The organism is Pimelobacter simplex (assembly GCF_024662235.1).
GTDB lineage: Bacteria > Actinomycetota > Actinomycetes > Propionibacteriales > Nocardioidaceae > Nocardioides.
Window position 1 is genome coordinate 6,017,541 of record NZ_CP096276.1, and the last position, 15,791, is coordinate 6,033,331.

A 15,791-nucleotide genomic window follows, 5' to 3' on the forward strand; every position below is an offset into this window, starting at 1 on the left:
TCGGAGAATCGTGCGACTTGCACGTCACGACCTTGCCCAGTCCCTCAAGGGAACCGTTCTGAAGCTGGCCCACAGCAGGGTCGCCCTCACCGCCACCGTCGCCACCGTTCTCGTGGCCGTCTCGGCGGTCACCTGGGGCTACTCGGCGATGACCACGGAGGTCACCCTCTCGGTCGACGGCAAGCCGCGCGCCGTGTCCACGATGGGTGACACCGTCGGCGACGTGCTCCGGGACGAGGGCATCGAGGTGTCCGACCGCGACGTCGTCCAGCCGGGTCTGGACGAGGAGATCCGCTCCGGCGACAAGATCGCGGTGCTCTACAGCCGCCCGATCGAGCTCACCGTCGACGGCGAGACCAGCACCCACTGGGTCACCGCCACCGATGTCGACGGCGCGCTCGCCCAGATCGGCACGGTGTACGCCGACAGCCGGCTCTCCACCAGCCGCGGCATGACGATCGACCGCGGCGGCGCCGAGATCGACGTCGTCACCCCCAAGAAGCTCACCTTCGCGCTGGCCGGCAAGAAGCCGATCACCCGCGAGGTCCCCGCGCTCACCGTCGAGGAGGCGCTGACCGCGGTCGGCGTCGAGCTCGACGCCCAGGACCGCACCCGCCCGGCCCGCGACGCCGCGATCGCCGACGGCGACCGGATCGTCTTCACCGACATCGAGGTCCGCCAGCGCAAGGTCGCCGGCGAGGTCGTCGGTGCCCCGGTCAAGGAGATCGAGGACGACGCCATGTTCAAGGGCGAGACCAAGGTCGTCGAGGCCGGCGCCGACGGTCGTCGCGACGTCACCTACAAGGTCACCGTCCGCAACGGCGAGGTCGTCCGGCGCGTCGTACTGACCGCCGACGTGACCCGCAAGCCCACGACCAAGGTCGTCCGGGTCGGCACCAAGGAGCAGGTCACCGCCAACTACGCCGGCGGCAACACCGTCTGGGACCGCCTCGCCCAGTGCGAGTCCGGCGGCAACTGGGCCATCAACACCGGCAACGGCTACTACGGCGGCCTCCAGTTCAACGCCGGCACCTGGCGCGCCTACGGCGGCACCGGCCTCCCGCACCAGGCCTCCCGCGAGACCCAGATCGCCATCGCGACCAAGGTCCGCAACGCCTCCGGCGGCTACGGCGCCTGGCCCGGCTGCGCCGCCAAGCTCGGCCTCCCCCGCTGACGAAGGGGCGCGTTCCGGCGCGCGAAGTCGCGCGTTCCGGCGTACGAAGGAGCACGTTCCGGCGGTCGAAGGTGCACCCTCGACCGCCGGAACGTGTCACTTCGGCCGCCGGAACGTGCTCCTTCGGCGGGGATCACTAGGCTGGGCGCATGGCTGACACCTCCGCACCGCGGCTGCTGGGCCCGGCGGAGGTTCGGGAGCTGGCGGCACGCCTCGACCTGCGCCCGACCAAGCAGCGCGGGCAGAACTTCGTGATCGACGCCAACACCGTGCGCCGCATCGTCCGGGAGTCCGGGGTGGGTGAGGGCGAGGTGGTGCTCGAGGTCGGTCCGGGGCTCGGTTCGCTGACCCTCGCGCTGCTCGAGGTGGGGGCCGAGGTGACCGCGGTCGAGGTCGATCCGCTGCTCGCCGGGGAGCTGCCGACGACCATCCAGGCCTACGCGCCAGCCCAGGCCGAGCGGTTCCGGGTGGTCCTCGCGGACGCGCTGTCGGTCACCGACATCCCCGGCCCGCCGCCGCAGGCGCTCGTCGCGAACCTGCCCTACAACGTCTCGGTGCCGGTGCTGCTGCACCTGATGGCCCTGCTCCCGTCGCTGAAGCACGGCCTGGTCATGGTCCAGGCCGAGGTCGCGGACCGGCTGGCCGCGCCCCCCGGCTCCAAGACGTACGGCGTCCCGTCCGCCAAGGCCGCCTGGTACGCCGACGTACGCCGGGCCGGCTCGATCGGCCGCAACGTCTTCTGGCCCGCCCCCAACGTCGACTCCGGCCTGGTCGCGTGGACCCACCGCGAGCCGCCGACCGACCAGGTCTCCCGCGAGACCGTGTTCGCCGTCATCGACGCCGCCTTCGCCCACCGCCGCAAGGCGCTGCGCGGCGCGCTGCGCGACCTCGCCGGGAGTACCGACGCAGCCGAGGCCGCGCTGCGGGCCGCCGGCATCGACCCCCTCACCCGCGGCGAGGCTCTCGGGATCGACCAGTTCGTGGCGATCGCGGTCGCCCTGCAGCAGACCCCGGAGGCCGCTCGATGACCCAGGACGCCGTGACCGTGCGTGCTCCCGCCAAGATCAACCTGCACCTCGGTGTCGGCAGTCCTCGTCCCGACGGGCTGCACCCCCTGGCGACCGTCTACCAGGCCGTCGGCCTCTACGACGACGTCTCGGTCACCGACGCCGCGACGTGGTCGGTCGAGCTGGCCGAGCCGGTCGCCGGCGTACCCCTCGACGACGACAACATCGCCATCCGCGCGGGCCGGGCGCTCGCCGCGCACCACGGCATCGACCGCGCGGCCGCGATCACCATCGCCAAGGGGATCCCGGTCATGGGCGGCATGGCCGGCGGCTCGGCCGACGCCGCCGCGACGCTCCTCGCGCTCGACCGGCTCTGGGACCTGCAGACCTCCGACGACGACCTGCTCCGCATCGCGGGCACCCTCGGCTCCGACGTGCCGTTCGCGCTCGTCGGCGGTACGGCGCTCGGGACCGGCCACGGCCAGCTCGTCACGCCCGTCGAGGACACCAGCTCGGTGTGGTGGGTCGTCGTCCTCTCCGACGAGGGACTCTCCACGCCCGCGGTCTACCGCCACTTCGACGAGCTCTCGCCCGACGCCCCGGCCGACCCCCCGGTCCCCGAGGCGCTGATCGAGGCCCTCGCCGGCGGGTACGCCGACGAGATCGGCGATCTCCTCGCCAACGACCTCTGGCCCGCCGCGCGCGACCTGCGCCCCGACCTCGTGGACGTCGAGGTGGCCCTGCGCAGCCTCAGCCCGGACGGCGTCCTCCTCTCCGGTTCCGGCCCCACCCTCCTGATGCTCCACGAGGGCGTCGAGGAGGCGCGGGCCGCGGCCGCCGACCTCACTGAGCGCGGCTACCGGTGCACCCTCGCCCCGGGACCCGTCGCCGGTGCCCACGTGGTGACCTATGCCTGAGCCCCGCAGCCTGATCAACCTGGAGCGGATCTCGAAGTCCTTCGGCGTCCGCCCCCTGCTCACCGACGTCTCGCTCGGTATCGGCGAGGGCGAGCGGATCGGCATCGTCGGCCGCAACGGCGACGGCAAGACGACGCTGCTGCGCATCCTCACCGGCACCGAGGAGCCGGACGCCGGCCGGGTCTCGCGCCAGCGCGGCATCCTGATCGGCGTGCTGACCCAGCACGACGACTTCGAGGACTCCCACACGGTGCGTGAGGTCGTGCTCCAGGGCATGGCAGACCACGAGTGGGCCGCGGACTCCCGGCTGCGCGAGATCGTCGACGTCCTGCTGGCGGGGGTCGAGCTCGACCGTGCCGTGGCCGGCCTCTCCGGCGGCGAGCGCCGCCGCTGCGCGCTGGCCGGGCTGCTCCTCGGCGACCACGACCTCGTGATCCTCGACGAGCCCACCAACCACCTCGACGTCGAGGCCGTCGCGTGGCTCGCGGCCCACCTCGCCGCGCGGCCGTCCGCGCTCGTCGTCGTCACCCACGACCGCTGGTTCCTCGACGCGGTGTGCGATCAGACCTGGGAGGTGCACGACGGCGTCGTCGACACCTACGAGGGCGGCTACGCCGCCTTCGTCCTGGCCAAGGCCGAGCGCCAGCGCCAGGCCGCCGCCTCGGAGGTACGCCGGCAGAACCTCGTCCGCAAGGAGCTCGCCTGGCTGCGCCGCGGAGCCCCCGCGCGTACGTCCAAGCCGAAGTTCCGCATCGACGCCGCCAACGCCCTCATCGAGGACGTCCCGCCGCCGCGCGACCGTCTCGAGCTCCAGCGCTTCGCCACCCAGCGGCTCGGCAAGGACGTCATCGACCTCGAGGACGTCGACTTCTCCCGCGGGACCCGCCAGCTGCTGTCCCACGCGACCTGGCGCCTGGGCCCCGGCGACCGGATCGGCCTCGTCGGCGTCAACGGCGCCGGCAAGACCTCCGTCCTGTCGCTGCTGTCCGGCGCGGCCGCGCCCTCGGTCGGCAAGGTCCGCCACGGCCGTACAGTCGCGCTCCAGCACCTCTCCCAGGACGTCGACTTCGAGGACCCCGAGGCCCGCGTCCTCGACACCGTCGAGGGCATCCGCCGGGTCGCCAAGACCGCCGACGGCGAGATCAGCGCGACCTCGATGCTCGAGCGCTTCGGGTTCACCGGCGACAAGCTCACCGCCCGCCTCGGCGACCTCTCCGGAGGCGAGCGCCGCCGGTTCCAGCTGCTCCGGCTGCTGCTGACCGAGCCCAACGTCCTGCTCCTGGACGAGCCCACCAACGACCTCGACATCGAGACCCTGAACGTCCTCGAGGACTTCCTCGACGGCTGGCCGGGGACGCTCGTGGTGGTCTCGCACGACCGGTACTTCCTCGAGCGCGTCACCGACTCGGTCTGGGCGCTGCTCGGCGACGGGCAGGTCTCGATGCTGCCGCGCGGGGTCGAGGAGTACCTCGAGCGCCGCCGGCAGATGCTGCGGCACGACGCCGCCCCGGCTCCGGGCGCGGTCCGGGCGCCGGCTCCGGCCGCAGCGGCCGCAGCGGCCGTGGCGGCCGTGGCGACTCCGCCCAAGGCGCGGGCCGGATCGGCCGAGGAGCGCGCGGCGAAGAAGACCGTCGCCCGCCTCGACAAGGTCCTCGAGCGGCTCTCCGCCCAGGAGGCCGAGCTGACCGCCGCGCTCGTCGCGCACGCGACGGACCCGGAGCGGCTGACCACGCTCGGTACCGAGCTCGCCGCGCTCCAGGAGGAGAAGGAGGCGGCCGAGCTCGAGTGGCTCCAGGCCGCCGAACTGCTCGACTAGTCGTCGAACGTGGCGAGCACCGCGCGGTGGTCGCTGGACCCGGCCTTGGCGACCCGGGTCTCGAGGACGGTCAGGCCGCGCTCGAAGATGTGGTCGATCCGCACCAGCGGGAACCGGGCGGGCCAGGTGAACCCGAACGACAGCCCGGTCGAGCGCGGCTCGGACAGGTTCCGGCGGACGCCCTTGAGCGCCGGGTCCGTCGTCGCCGCGTTGAAGTCGCCCATCGCGACCAGGCGCGGGGAGTCGTCGGCGTCGATGAGGTCGGCCAGGTTGCTGAGCATGGAGTCGCGCCCGGCCTGCTGGCCCGGACGGACCGAGGCGGCGTGGACGACATAGACCCGGACCCTGCCGCCGGGGGCGGCGACGTCCGCGCGCAGGGCGCGCTTCCAGGACAGCCCGAGGGTGAGGCCCTCGGTGTTGCTGAGGGGGTAGACGCTCCAGAGGCCGACCGTGCCGGCGGTGTAGGTGTAGGGGTGCGACGTCGCCAGGGCCTCGGCCGCCTCGGCGCGGGCGGAGGCGTCCATCTCGGTGAGGGCGATGACGTCGCTGTCGAGTCCGGCGAGGGTGCGGGCCGACTCGGCGGAGGTGCCTGATCGAGCCTCGACGTTCTGGCTCGCGAAGGTGACCGGGGTGCCGTCGGCGTCCGGCGGCGAGGACAGGACGGCCGGCAGCACGGGCGCGAGCGCGACCGCCCAGAGGACGAGCGCGACCGGCGCGGCCAGCGACGACCAGGACCGGCGCAGGAGCGCGAGCAGGACCAGGGGGACCAGCAGGAAGCCGGCCCAGGGGAGCGTCGCCGCGCCGATCGTGCCGGCCACGCCGGGGATCTGGGCGAGCACGACGACCGCCGCGATCACGACGGACAGCAGCACGATCCCCAGGTCGCTGCGCAGGCGCGGCACGACGTCAGCCCGCGAAGGGCAGCAGCAGCCGCCGCAGCAGGCCCGCGAGCTCGGCCTGGTCGTCCGCGGACAGGCCGGTGAGGAGCTCGCGCTCCGCGTCGAGGAGGGCCGCGAACGCGCCGTCGACGGCGTCCTTGCCCTCGGGGGTGAGCCGGACGAGGACGCCGCGGCGGTCGGAGGGGTCCGGATGGCGCTCGACCAGGCCGCGGGTGGTCAGCCGGTCGACCCGGTTGGTCATCGTCCCGCTGGTCACCAGCGTCTCGCGCAGCAGCCGCCCCGGCGAGAGCTCGTACGGCGACCCGGCGCGGCGCAGGGCGGCGAGCACGTCGAACTCCCAGGGCTCGATGTCGTGGGTGGTGAACGCGTGCCGGCGCGCCTTGTCGACGTGGTGGGAGACCCGCGCGATCCGGCTGAAGACGGCGACCGGTGCCAGATCGAGGTCGCTGCGCTCGCGCGCCCACGCCTCGATCAGGGAGTCGACCTCGTCCCGCTCCGCCATGACCGCAGTGTAGCGGGTGGGTCGAGAATCTTGATGTCAAGATAAATCGGACGTACGCTCGCCCCATGACCGAGCACCGCACCGCCCTCGAACCGGTCACCCTGGCCAGCCTGACCTGGGGCGACCCCGATGACGTACGACGGCCGCTGGCCCTGCTCCTGCACGGCTTCCCGGACACCGCCCACACCTGGCGCCACCTCGCCCCCGCGCTCGCCGAGGCGGGCTACCGCGTGGTCGCGCCGTTCACCCGCGGCTATGCGCCCAGCGACCTCCCGGCCGACGGCAGCTACCACGTGCCGGCCCTCATGGACGACGCGCTCGGCCTGCACCGCGCGCTCGGCGGCGACGACCGCGCGGTGCTGGTCGGTCACGACTGGGGCGCGATCACCGCCAACGGCATCGCCGCGTCCGAGGCGAACCCGTTCGGCGCCGTCGTGGCGCTGTCGGTCCCGCCGATCGCCGCGATGAACCCGCGCCGCGACGACGCGATCCACTGGCTGCGGATCCTGCCGCGACAGGCCGCGCTGAGCTGGTACACGCTCTTCAACCAGCTCCCGCGCCTGCCCGAGCGCGCGTTCGACCGCCTCGTCGCGCACCTGTGGCGGCGGTGGTCGCCCGGCTACGACGCGACCACCGACCTGGCGCACCTCGCCGCCGCGCTGCCCGACGACGCCCGCAAGGCAGCGGCGCTCGGCTACTACCGCGCGCAGCCCCGCCTCCGGCGGCTGCCCGCGCGCTACCGACCGCTGGCCCGCGACTGGGTCGGCCCGCCGCGCGTACCGCTGCTCTACCTCCACGGCGCCGACGACGGCTGCCTCGACGCCCGCTGGGCGGCCCGCATCGGCGACCGGCTCCCCGCGAGCAGCCGGGTCGCAGTGGTCGACGACGCCGGGCACTTCCTCCAGCTCGAACGGCCCGCCGCGGTGAACGCCCTCGTGCTGGAGTTCGTCGCCGAGCGAGCGGAGGTCGCCCGATGAGCGCCGCCACCGGTCCCGTGTGGGATCCGCAGCGCTACCTCGCCTATGCCGGCGAACGGGGCCGGCCGTTCGTCGATCTCGTCGGTCGCGTGGACGCGCTCGACCCTCGGGTCGTGGTCGATCTCGGTTGTGGTCCTGGCAACCTCACCTCCCTCCTCGCTGATCGCTGGCCGGCCGCTGCGATCACCGGCATCGATTCCAGTGCCGCCATGGTGCGCGCAGCCTCCGACACAAAGGCCGCCGAGCGGATCACGTTCGTCCAGGGCGACGTGCGCGACTGGCTGGCGAGCGCGCCGGAGGGCGGCGTCGACGTCCTCGTGTCCAACGCGATGCTCCAGTGGGTGCCCGGCCACCTCGACCTGCTGCCGGGCCTGGTGCGCGCGGTCGCGCCGGGCGGCTGGCTGGCCTTCCAGGTGCCCGGCAACTTCGGCGAGCCGAGCCACACGCTGCGCGACGAGCTCGCCGGCGAGGAGCCGTACGCCGCCCACCTGCACGGCGTCGCGGTCCCGAGCTCGCACGACCCGGCGACGTACCTGCGGGCGCTGCAGGACCTCGGCTGCGAGGTCGACGCGTGGGAGACGACGTACCTCCACGTGCTGCACGGCCCGGACCCGGTCTTCACCTGGGTCTCCGGGACGGGCGCGCGCCCGACGCTCCAGGCGCTGCCCGACGACCTGCGCCCGGGCTTCGAGGACGAGCTCAAGCGGCGCCTGCGGGCGGCGTACGCCGACGACGGGCGCGGTGTGGTGCTGCCGTTCCGGCGGATCTTCGTCGTGGCGCGGAGGCCGCGATGAGGCTGCACCACGTCCAGGTCGCGTGCCCGCGCGGGGGAGAGGACGAGGCTCGCCGCTTCTACGGCACGGGTCTGGGCCTGGTCGAGGTGCCCAAGCCGGACGCGCTCGCCGGACGCGGCGGCTGCTGGTTCCGTGCGTACGACGACCGGGGCGCGGTCACGGCCGAGCTCCACATCGGCGTCGAGGAGCCCTTCGCGCCCGCCCGCAAGGCGCACCCGGCGCTGCTCCTCGACGCGGTCGCGGCGCTCGACGAGGCGGGCGCCCGGTTGGCCGGGCTCGGCTTCGCGGTCGACTGGACCGAGCGGCACACCTTCGCGGGCCACGAGCGCTGCCACGCCTTCGACGGAGCGGGCAACCGGGTCGAGCTGCTGGCCCCGGCTGCTGGTCCCGCCTAGCGGCGTAGCCGGGATCACCTTGCCGGGCATTGTTACCGACGAGTAGCCTCGGGTCCATGACCCAGGTCCACAGCCTCTGGAAGACCACCACGAGCCTGCCCGTCGTCGGCGGCACCCTCGGCAAGCGGGTGTTCTCGTTCGCGTTCAGCCAGAAGGCGCCGTACTTCGCCACGATCCACCCGCGGGTGACCGAGCTGCGGCCCAACTACGCCGAGGTCGTCATCCCCAAGCGCCGCCGGGTGCAGAACCACATCGGCACGGTGCACGCGATCGCGCTGTGCAACGGCCTCGAGATGGCGATGGGTGCGCTCGCGGAGGCGACGATCCCGCGCGACAAGCGGTGGATCCCCAAGGGGATGGAGGTCGCCTACACCGCCAAGGCGACGAGCGACATCACCTGCACGGCCGAGACCGACCAGGAGCAGTGGGACACCGCCGAGGGCGACCTGCCGGTCCGGGTCAAGGGCGTGCGCGACGACGGCACGGTCGTCATCGAGGGCGTCATCAACCTGTGGGTGACCAGCAAGAAGAAGTGACCGCGAGGGCAGAACGACGAGACGGCCCCCCCCCCCCCCCGGGGCGGGGGGGGGGGGGGCCCCCCCCCCCCCCCCGTCCGTACTTCCTGAGGACCGCTCAGGACGGCGCGATCAGCGCAGCACCACCACCGTCACCGGCGACACCGCCGGCGCGTACGTCGTACCGCCGGGCACCACGGTGCGCACCCGCAGGTAGGCCGCCTTGCGCGACTTCGGCGCACGCACCTTGATCGTCGTGTCGCCGCGGGTGAGCGGCACCCGCGCCACGGTCCGGTAGCGGCCGCTACCGACCGCGACCTGGACCTGCGCCGGACCGGCGACCGGCGTACCGGCGATGACGCCGGAGACGCGGACCCGGACCGGCAGCTTCGCGCCGCGCCTGACCTTCGCCTTGGCGGTGGTGCTCAGGGTCAGGCTCGCCCGGGTGACCCGGTAGGTCGCCGTGATCGGGCCGCTCGCCGCGAGCTCGTCGGTGCCGGAGAACGCTGCGGTCACGCGGTGCTCGCCGACGCCGAGGGTCGCAGGCAGGGTGAGGGTGACCTCTCCGGCGGCCGGGACCGGGTAGGTCCGGGCGGCGCCGTCGATGGCGATCTCGACCGTGCCGCCCGTACCACCGGGGACGGCGACGGTGGCCGTTGCGGGGGTGCCGTAGGCCGCGGTGCCTGCCGAGAGCGACAGCGCGATCGCGGACTGACCGCGGCTGAGCGCGAACGTGATCACGTTGGACGTCGACGCCTGCGCGGTCGTCGTCTGCGCGAAGACGGCGCTCAGATGGTGCGTGCCGGCCTTGAGGCCGCTCAGCGGCAGGGTGGCGATCCCGTCGATGACATCGGCCCAGCCGAGTGTGGTCGCGCCGTCGAGGAACTCCACGCGACCGGAGGTGTCCGGCCCCGCCACGGTCGCGACCAGGTCGAACGGCTTGTTGACGGCGACCTCGTCCGGGGACCAGGTCAGTGTGGTGCTGGTCGCGTCGAGGGCGGCGAGCTCACCCTCGGCCTCGAGGCCGGTCGCGGCGGCGCGGGCCGTGACGGCGATCGTGCCGCGCACTACGTCCGCGGGGATGGTGAGCCCGGCGCTGGCCAGCCCGGTCCCGTCGGCAACGGCGGAGACCGGTGCGATGCCGTCGGGGGTGAAGGTCACCGACTCGCCGGCCCGGAAGCCCCCGGCCGTCAGCGTGATGGTGTCGCCGGGGACGGGGGTGGGATCGCTGGCCGTGACCGTGCCGACGGTGCCGAGCGAGGCGTGCTCCGCGCACACGTCGCCCGGGACGCCGTACGGCGGGAGCGCGGTGCCCGAGGTGACCCCGTCGTCCTCACGGATGGTCGTGAACACGACGGCGTCCGGTCCCATCACACCGCCCTGGGTGTTGATCACGCTCGCCTTGAGACTCGTGCCGTTGGTCGCGCTCGGCAGCAGGTCCCCGTTGAGCGTCGCGGTGACGACCTTGCAGGTCTCACCGGGCTCGAAGACGACCTTCTCCATGGCGGCGCCGGCCCGGCTCGACGTCGAGCCCAGGAGTGAGGCGTACCCCGTGACGCGCCGGTCGGCGGGCTTGTCGAGCGTGACCGCGATGTCGTACGTGCCGGGGCCGTTGCCCTCGTCGACGTAGGGCGCGTAGACGCCGAGGACCGGTGCCGTTCCGACAGCGGGCGTTCCGACGGCCGAGCGCTCGAACGCCAGGTCGGAGAGATAGGCCGCCCCGGCGGTGCTCCCGTCGCTCGCCGGCGCGCCGGCGAAGCGGACCTCCCGGACGTCGCTCAGGTCGAGGCCGGCCGCGGTGAGGTCGGTGACCGGGACGACGACCTGCTGGAGGACGACCTTCTTCAGCGTCGAGGCGCTGGTGCTCGTTGCCGAGGACGGCAGCCGGCGCAGGGCCTGCGGGTTGATCGCCGACACGAGCGAGCTCCAGGTGGCGCCCTTGCCGTCGATCACGCTGAGGGTCAGGTCGGTGTCGACGGCGACGCTCTCGGCGGCCGCGAGCTTGACCGACAGGCGCTCGAAGCCGGACACGTTGCGGCGCGCGGTCGGTACCGCGACCCGCAGCTCGTCGCTCGACCCGGTCCAGCCGAGCTGGGTGAGCGGCGTGGCCGGGACGTTGCCGCCGTTGCTCGCCGGCGTCCAGTGGGGGACCGTGGCCGAGGCCATCGACGTGCTGGCGCAGGCCGGCAGCGCCTGCGCGACCGTGCGTCCGGCGAGGCTCGCGCACACCGTCGCCGTGGCCGCGCCGGAGGTGCGGATCAGCGAGCTGGTCGACTCGAACGACGCCACCGTGGTGCGCGCGGACGACGGGGCCGTGGCCTGGGTGCGGACGTCCTCTCCGTCGAGCACCTCAGGCACGGCGCCGGTGCCGTCGAACATCGGCAGGAACGCGGTCTCCCCGCCGACCGTGAGCCGGAACCAGGCGGCCATGTAGACGCTGCCCTGGCGGTACTGCTCGGCTGCGGTCATCCGGATCGAGCTGCCCGCGACGGAGGGGTCGGTGCCGCAGACCGGCTCGGTACGCCGCGCGGTGCTGCTGCTCCAGTCGTCGCTGACCGAGTTGAGGTAGACGCCCGGCGTCCAGACGGTGTTGTAGAAGTTGTGGTTCGCGCCCATCACCCAGGTGCCGGTGCGCAGCGAGTCGTCGCCGAAGGCGTAGCGCGAGTCGTCCAGCATGTGCTGGCCCTGCTGGTTGGACACGTCGCCGTCGCAGTAGGGGAGGACGACATTCATCGCGACGCCGGGCACGGTCATCCGGGCGAAGTCGACCGGGGCGAGGGGAAGCACCGAGCGCAGGCCGAACGGGTGCGCCCGCAGGGTGTTGAGGGTCGCCGCGTAGGTGACGCCCTCGCCGCCGCGCGAGTGTCCCATCAGGCCGACCTGGTCGAGGTCGAGGCGCCCGACGAGGTCGGCGGCCGCGATGTCGTCCAGCGGTTCCGGCGGGGTGACGAACCCGTCGGCACGCTCGGCCAGCGCGACCGTGCCGCGGTCGAGAGCCTCGTCGAGCGTGACGTCGGTGTCGGTGGCGTCGTCGTGGAGCCGGACCGGCTTGCCGGCGTTCGCGTCGGCGAGCAGGTCGAGGGTGTCGAGCACCAGGCGGCCACGGGCCTGGGCGCCCTGGTCGGCCGCGAGCTGGTTGTCGTTGGCGTTGATGGCGTTGGCGGAGATCGAGACGACGGCGTAGCCGTGGCTGGCGAGGGCCCGCGCGGTGCCGTCGTACCCGAGGTAGCTGGGGATCGAGCGCTGGGTGGCCGAGCAGGGCCAGCGCGCCGGGTTGGCCGCGCCGGAGCCGTAGCAGTAGCCGTGCCGGCCGTGGAGGAGCAGGACGACGGGGCGCTTGCCGGGGGTGTCGGGCAGGTAGAGCTTGCCCTCCATCTCGCCCCGGATGCCGCCGATCGCGGCCAGGTCGACGCTCTGGTCACCGAACTTGTAGATGGACTCGGTGAAGGTGGCCGGGCCCGGTGCTGACGGATCGGCAGCGAGGGCCTCCGCCGTGCTCGCCTCGGGAGCCACCGCCGCGCTGCGCGCCGCAGGCGCGGTCGCGTCGCGGCTCGCCCATCCGGCCTCGACACTGTGGGCGTCGGCGACCGACGGGTCCGCGGTGAAGACGCTCAGCGAACGGCCGTCGGGGGACTCGGTGGCGACGCCGATCGAGGCACCGTCCACCTCGATGGTCGGCGCGTCCGAGACGATCGGCAGCGACCGATCGAGCTCGACGGTGACCTCGTAGCCGCCCGGCACGGTGGTGACGGACCAGTCGTCGCCGGCCGCGATCGCGCCGGGGGCGGCGCCCGCCGACGGAGTGACCCCGGGCAGGGGTGCGAGGAGGGCGAGGGAGAACGGGAGGGCGAGGACGGCCGCGAGGGCCGACCGCCCGGGTCGACGGCAGGGTCGACGGGAGGAGGGTGACATGGGGGGACTCTCAGCTCGGGAACGCGATTCGGCCGTCCCGGTCGTCACCGAGGTGACACGGCGTCCGACGACCCTCGTCACCCAAGGTTTCGTCAAGGTTTCAACTAGCTCTGCGCGGCGTTGCCGCGGGACCCGGGAAGGTAAAGATCCCGGGTCGTCCCCTCAGCGGAGGGTCAGAGGATGTCGGGGACGACGCTCAGCGTCAGCCCGACCAGGATCGCCAGGACGGCGTACAGCGCGACGCGGCGGTTGCCCGAGCTGGGCGGGGCGTCGGCGAGGGCCGGCAGGCCCATGCTTCGGCGCCAGTCGTCCTCCTCGCCCTCCCATTGCTCGGCCGGGGTGATCGCGCGCAGCGTGGCGCCGATGCCGAGGAGCAGGAGCGTGAACGCGCCGCCCGCGACGGTGAGCACCGTGAGGATCGCGGAGACGCCGCGGGTCTCGGTGCCGAACATCAGGCCCGCGCCCATGCCGACCGACGCCAGCAGCGCCACGATGCTGAGGATGCTGCCGACCACCTGGTTGTGGCGGGCGACGAAGCCGGGGGACGCGGTGTCGGGCATGGGCCCGACCTTACTGGGCGGGGCCGAGCGGGCGACGCTCCGGTTTCCCCGATGAACCCCCGCGCTCGCACTCCTCGTAGGTCTGAGCCCTACCCCAACGAGGTCCCCACCTGCGGGTGCCCGAGGAGCGCTCGCCCTGCGGGCGTCACTTCGGGGCACGACTGCCGCGCGGTGAACGTGGAGATTCGCTGGTAGGAAGGGTCACGGGACCAGGTCGCTGCGAAAGAACTCAATACGCTGTGTCCCATGCAGCCGGGTCAAGTCCGCTGGGGTGGTGTACGAGGTTGATCCCTCGGTTGGGCGTGTCGGTCAGGCTGTGAGGGCCTGGAGTTCGGGTTCGGTCACCTCCTCGACGACGCAGGTGTCGACGGCCTGGGCGCGGGCGAGGACGTCGAGTCCGAGGTAGCGGCGGCCTTCGGCCCACTCGTCGTGCTGCTCGGCCAGGACGGCGCCGACGAGCCGGATGATGCTGGCCCGGTCGGGAAAGATCCCGACCACGTCGGTTCGCCTGCGGATCTCGCGGTTGAGGCGCTCGTTGGGGTTGTTGGACCAGATCTGGCGCCAGATCTCCTTCGGGAACGCGGTGAAGGCGAGGATGTCGGCACGAGCGTCCTCCAGATGCTCGGCCACCTTGGGGAGCTTCTCGGCCAGGGCGTCGACGACCCGGTCGAACTGGGCGTGGACAGCGTCGGCGTCGGGCTGGTCGTAGATCGAGTGCAGCAGCGCCTTGACCCAGCCCCACGAGGACTTCGGCGTCGCCGACATCAGGTTCGCCGCGTAGTGGGTTCGGCAGCGCTGCCACGAGGCGCCGGGCAACGTGGCGCCGATCGCGGCCACCAGCCCGGCGTGGGCGTCGCTGGTGACGAGCTTGACCCCGGCCAGGCCGCGGGCGGTCAGATCCCTCCAGAAGGCCAGCCACCCGGCGCCGTCCTCGCTGCTGGTGACCTGCACGCCGAGGATCTCGCGGTGCCCGTCGGCGTTGACGCCGGTGGCGACCAGCACGTGGACCGGCACCACCCGGCCACCTTCGCGGACCTTGAGCACCAACGCGTCGGCGGCCACGAAGGTGAACGGCCCGGCCTCCTCCAGCCGTCGGGTGCGGAACTGCTCGACGTGCTCGTCGAGTTCCTTGGCCATCACCGAGACCTGGCTCTTGGACAGGCCGGTGATGCCGAGGGTCTGCACCAGCTTGTCCATCCGCCGCGTCGAGACGCCGAGCAGGTAACAGGTCGCGACCACACTGGTCAGTGCCCGCTCTGCTCGCTTGCGGCGCTCCAGCAGCCACTCGGGGTACAGCGAACCGGTGCGCAGCTTGGGAACCGCGACGTCCAGAGTGCCGACGCGGGTGTCGAGGTCGCGGTGCCGGTAGCCGTTGCGGGAGTTGACGCGCTCCATGCTGCGTTCGCCGTAGCCGGCGCCGCACACCGCGTCGGCCTGCGCCGAGAGCAGCGCATTGACGAACGTGGTGAGCAGGTCCCGCATCAGATCAGGACTGGCCTGGGACAGCTGCTCGTTCAGGAACTGTGCAGGGTCGATACTGGGTCCAGCGGTCATCGTCGTGGTCCTTCTTCGAGTCGGTTTTCGCAGATCACTCGAAGGATCCACCCGGTGGCCGCGCCTACGTTGGAGGCACGCGCTCACTCAGGTCCGTCGTACACCACTCTGCTGGACTCCACTTGCAGCCGCTTGCTGAGGTGACCTTGACGCGCCCATGGCACTGGGGCGTCGCGGTGGTGGGAAACCCCGTCGCTGAGGTTCCGACCGACTTCGGCGGGCACCTCATCGCGGCTGGTCGAGACGTCATCGCACTGAGCGTCCGACACGCTCAGGACATCGAGGCCGAGAAGTTCGAGGGTGAATGGGCTACGGCGACGCTGTACGTGCGGTCGTTGGTGCAAGAAGAAGGCACGGACCGGCACATCCTGTGCGACACGATCGTCGCGACATCTGACGAGACCGTCGCTGTCGGAGACGCTGACGGCATGGTGGTGGTCCCTTCGCCGAGCCTCCGAACTCGCGTCATCGTGTCGACCGACGACGCCGATCCGACAGGGTTGGAGCGCGTCTGGGTCGACTTGGTTGCTGTCGACGACTGAGGCTTGGGCTTCTGCCACGCGGTCGCTGTTGGGGCGCTGCGTGACGGCAAGGGTCGGGCCGGCGAAACAGGCCAGGGTGGCTCACTGCCGTGCGTCACCTCTGGACGGTCGACTGCCGGAGCCCATCCTCCCGAGCGACGGCGCAACGGGTCGATCGCGGACGGTTGCGCCGAGCTTGCTGGTGGTCATGAGTGTTCGTCTGGTTTCTCCGATGAACCGCCAGCCGC

14 protein-coding genes are annotated in these 15,791 nt (G+C 72.8%); 9 read left to right on the forward strand and 5 right to left on the reverse strand.

Annotation, left to right across the window (positions count from 1 at the left end; all coding sequences use genetic code 11):
* Positions 1-10 precede the first annotated feature (10 nt).
* The 4 genes from M0M48_RS30955 (at position 11) to M0M48_RS29580 (ending at position 4,914) form a co-directional block, all read left to right on the forward strand.
* Complete coding sequence (locus M0M48_RS30955) at positions 11-1,174, forward strand: resuscitation-promoting factor (protein WP_215813314.1); 1,164 nt, start codon at positions 11-13, stop codon at positions 1,172-1,174.
* Positions 1,175-1,323: 149 nt separating this feature from the next.
* Positions 1,324-2,202: a 16S rRNA (adenine(1518)-N(6)/adenine(1519)-N(6))-dimethyltransferase RsmA gene (rsmA, locus tag M0M48_RS29570; protein ID WP_257753859.1), complete on the forward strand. Its 879-nt coding sequence runs from the start codon at positions 1,324-1,326 to the stop codon at positions 2,200-2,202.
* A complete protein-coding gene (locus M0M48_RS29575; RefSeq protein ID WP_215813312.1) occupies positions 2,199-3,098 on the forward strand; it encodes a 4-(cytidine 5'-diphospho)-2-C-methyl-D-erythritol kinase in 900 nt (299 codons plus the stop codon). Before rsmA ends, M0M48_RS29575 begins: the two co-directional genes overlap by 4 nt.
* Positions 3,091-4,914: an ABC-F family ATP-binding cassette domain-containing protein gene (locus M0M48_RS29580; protein WP_257753860.1), complete on the forward strand. Its 1,824-nt coding sequence runs from the start codon at positions 3,091-3,093 to the stop codon at positions 4,912-4,914. The genes M0M48_RS29575 and M0M48_RS29580 overlap by 8 nt, the downstream gene beginning before the upstream one ends.
* Here M0M48_RS29580 and M0M48_RS29585 read toward each other — a convergent pair.
* On the reverse strand, positions 4,911-5,816 hold the full coding sequence (locus tag M0M48_RS29585; RefSeq protein ID WP_257753861.1) for an endonuclease/exonuclease/phosphatase family protein: 906 nt from the start codon (positions 5,814-5,816) through the stop codon (positions 4,911-4,913). The genes M0M48_RS29580 and M0M48_RS29585 overlap by 4 nt on opposite strands.
* A 4-nt stretch (positions 5,817-5,820) precedes the next feature.
* Positions 5,821-6,315 (reverse strand): MarR family winged helix-turn-helix transcriptional regulator, encoded by a 495-nt coding sequence (locus M0M48_RS29590; protein ID WP_215813309.1) that lies wholly within the window; start codon positions 6,313-6,315, stop codon positions 5,821-5,823.
* A 65-nt stretch (positions 6,316-6,380) separates the two neighbouring features.
* Between M0M48_RS29590 and M0M48_RS29595 the strand changes: the two genes are divergently transcribed.
* The 4 genes from M0M48_RS29595 to M0M48_RS29610 are packed head-to-tail and all read left to right on the forward strand — an operon-like array spanning position 6,381 to position 9,017.
* Positions 6,381-7,292: an alpha/beta fold hydrolase gene (locus tag M0M48_RS29595; protein WP_257753862.1), complete on the forward strand. Its 912-nt coding sequence runs from the start codon at positions 6,381-6,383 to the stop codon at positions 7,290-7,292.
* A complete protein-coding gene (locus M0M48_RS29600) occupies positions 7,289-8,086 on the forward strand; it encodes a methyltransferase domain-containing protein (RefSeq protein ID WP_257753863.1) in 798 nt (265 codons plus the stop codon). Before M0M48_RS29595 ends, M0M48_RS29600 begins: the two co-directional genes overlap by 4 nt.
* Positions 8,083-8,481 (forward strand): VOC family protein, encoded by a 399-nt coding sequence (locus M0M48_RS29605; protein WP_257753864.1) that lies wholly within the window; start codon positions 8,083-8,085, stop codon positions 8,479-8,481. Before M0M48_RS29600 ends, M0M48_RS29605 begins: the two co-directional genes overlap by 4 nt.
* 56 nt (positions 8,482-8,537) lie before the next feature.
* Positions 8,538-9,017: a hotdog fold domain-containing protein gene (locus M0M48_RS29610; RefSeq protein WP_257753865.1), complete on the forward strand. Its 480-nt coding sequence runs from the start codon at positions 8,538-8,540 to the stop codon at positions 9,015-9,017.
* A gap of 111 nt (positions 9,018-9,128) precedes the next feature.
* Here M0M48_RS29610 and M0M48_RS29615 read toward each other — a convergent pair whose 3' ends face one another.
* From M0M48_RS29615 to M0M48_RS29625, 3 genes are all read right to left on the reverse strand, one after another.
* On the reverse strand, positions 9,129-12,908 hold the full coding sequence (locus M0M48_RS29615; protein WP_257753866.1) for an Ig-like domain-containing protein: 3,780 nt from the start codon (positions 12,906-12,908) through the stop codon (positions 9,129-9,131).
* A 173-nt stretch (positions 12,909-13,081) separates the two neighbouring features.
* Positions 13,082-13,468: a hypothetical protein gene (locus M0M48_RS29620; protein WP_257753867.1), complete on the reverse strand. Its 387-nt coding sequence runs from the start codon at positions 13,466-13,468 to the stop codon at positions 13,082-13,084.
* Between the two features lie 309 nt (positions 13,469-13,777).
* Positions 13,778-15,022, reverse strand: coding sequence for an IS256 family transposase (locus M0M48_RS29625; RefSeq protein WP_257750619.1), 1,245 nt, complete (start codon positions 15,020-15,022; stop codon positions 13,778-13,780).
* Between the two features lie 140 nt (positions 15,023-15,162).
* On the opposite strand from M0M48_RS29625, the gene M0M48_RS29630 reads away from it, so the two are divergent.
* Entirely contained in the window at positions 15,163-15,564 is a 402-nt protein-coding gene (locus M0M48_RS29630; RefSeq protein ID WP_257753868.1) for a hypothetical protein, read from the forward strand.
* Positions 15,565-15,791: the final 227 nt, after the last annotated feature.

Excerpts from the sequence above, each read along its gene's own strand:
- rsmA (WP_257753859.1), top strand. The coding sequence starts at position 1,324 with ATGGCTGACACCTCCGCACCGCGGCTGCTGGGCCCGGCGGAGGTTCGG.
- M0M48_RS29575 (WP_215813312.1), top strand. The coding sequence starts at position 2,199 with ATGACCCAGGACGCCGTGACCGTGCGTGCTCCCGCCAAGATCAACCTG.
- M0M48_RS29580 (WP_257753860.1), top strand. The coding sequence starts at position 3,091 with ATGCCTGAGCCCCGCAGCCTGATCAACCTGGAGCGGATCTCGAAGTCC.
- M0M48_RS29590 (WP_215813309.1), bottom strand. The coding sequence starts at position 6,315 with ATGGCGGAGCGGGACGAGGTCGACTCCCTGATCGAGGCGTGGGCGCGC.
- M0M48_RS29595 (WP_257753862.1), top strand. The coding sequence starts at position 6,381 with ATGACCGAGCACCGCACCGCCCTCGAACCGGTCACCCTGGCCAGCCTG.
- M0M48_RS29600 (WP_257753863.1), top strand. The coding sequence starts at position 7,289 with ATGAGCGCCGCCACCGGTCCCGTGTGGGATCCGCAGCGCTACCTCGCC.
- M0M48_RS29605 (WP_257753864.1), top strand. The coding sequence starts at position 8,083 with ATGAGGCTGCACCACGTCCAGGTCGCGTGCCCGCGCGGGGGAGAGGAC.
- M0M48_RS29610 (WP_257753865.1), top strand. The coding sequence starts at position 8,538 with ATGACCCAGGTCCACAGCCTCTGGAAGACCACCACGAGCCTGCCCGTC.
- M0M48_RS29615 (WP_257753866.1), bottom strand. The coding sequence starts at position 12,908 with ATGTCACCCTCCTCCCGTCGACCCTGCCGTCGACCCGGGCGGTCGGCC.
- M0M48_RS29620 (WP_257753867.1), bottom strand. The coding sequence starts at position 13,468 with ATGCCCGACACCGCGTCCCCCGGCTTCGTCGCCCGCCACAACCAGGTG.
- M0M48_RS29625 (WP_257750619.1), bottom strand. The coding sequence starts at position 15,022 with ATGACCGCTGGACCCAGTATCGACCCTGCACAGTTCCTGAACGAGCAG.